This window comes from Oleiphilus sp. HI0079, from assembly GCF_001635105.1.
In genome coordinates this window covers 1-1107 of sequence record NZ_LWFT01000798.1, presented here as the reverse complement: position 1 = coordinate 1107, position 1107 = coordinate 1, and the positions used below count along the sequence as shown (strand labels likewise).

The following is a 1107-nucleotide window of genomic DNA, read 5'->3' as shown; positions in this document are numbered from 1 at the left end:
TTGGCAAAGGTCATAGCGATTTCTTTGCCAATGCCATCGCCAGCACCAGTGACGAGAATTACCTTGTCTTTCAATAACGTTTTCGGTGCTTGGTAATCTTGCATAGTGAATTCCCTTAACGGTTCGAACGGCGGCGCTGCGGAGTAAAATGTAGAACAAAATCTAAATCCGCAAACAAGCGCCAAATTTTAGGGGTAATGGCCGATTTTGTCATGCAGTAATCTGCGTTATCGTCTTCTGCTTGTGATTTAATGAAACATTAGAACAATAAACAAGGGAAGTATCATGGCTCAACAATCTATTTCGATGCATTTTAAGTTTAACAAGCCTTTAGCCACAGTATTTGAAGAGTTAAGTGACCACGAGCAGTTTGGTAAATTATGTGGAATTAACATGAAGCGCGTTAGAGACGGCTCCGATACGCCCAATGGTTTGGGGTCCGTTCGTAAGATCAATATCGGGCCTCTACCACCATTCGAGGAAACAATTACCGGCTTCAAAGAGAACAGCTTTATTGAATACAAGATTACGAAGGGAAGTCCCATAAAAAATCATGTGGGCACCCTGGAGTTTCGTGAGTCCGGCCAAGGTTGCGAGTTGGATTATGTGATTAAGCTTGAGTCTAAAATTCCGTTTACCACGAGCCTTATTAAGAACGTGTTGAAGCAGGGGATTAGTAAAGGTATTGGACAGTACGCCAACGCTTAACGCACCACTTGTTGGTTCGCGTAGCAGTATCGAATCCAACACTAAGACAAATGAAACGATTACGGGCATCGATGCGGCAGATGTAGGCTAGAGTCGCGTTTCAATTACGCTCTGTACCCGATCGACAGCGCGCGCACTCTCTAAACGATCTGGATGTTCACATCATTCGGCGTACTTCTTCGGTGCACTTCGTTCTATCTAATGATGAGTGTTGAGCCGGAAGTGAAGCTTGCACATTTAAAGAATGCGTTACTCTCCTAGAAACTTGGCAAATCTCGCCTATTTTGTTTAGCTAAATGAATGACTTCTATTATGAGTGGCTTTCACAAATGCTAAATAACGTAGTGCTGACCTTCTTTGTACTCTTGCTAGGCAGTCAGCATGCGTTTTCTGCGTTCC

The 1107-nt window shown here is 43.6% G+C and carries 1 protein-coding gene; it reads left to right on the top strand.

Annotation, left to right across the window (positions count from 1 at the left end; all coding sequences use genetic code 11):
- Positions 1-285 precede the first annotated feature (285 nt).
- Positions 286-708, top strand: a complete 423-nt coding sequence (locus tag A3750_RS14935; RefSeq protein ID WP_068452900.1) for an SRPBCC family protein — start codon at positions 286-288, stop codon at positions 706-708.
- Positions 709-1107 lie beyond the last annotated feature (399 nt).

What these genes read in the sequence shown, in the direction of transcription:
- A3750_RS14935 (WP_068452900.1), top strand. Translation starts at nt 286, where the DNA reads ATGGCTCAACAATCTATTTCGATGCATTTTAAGTTTAACAAGCCTTTA.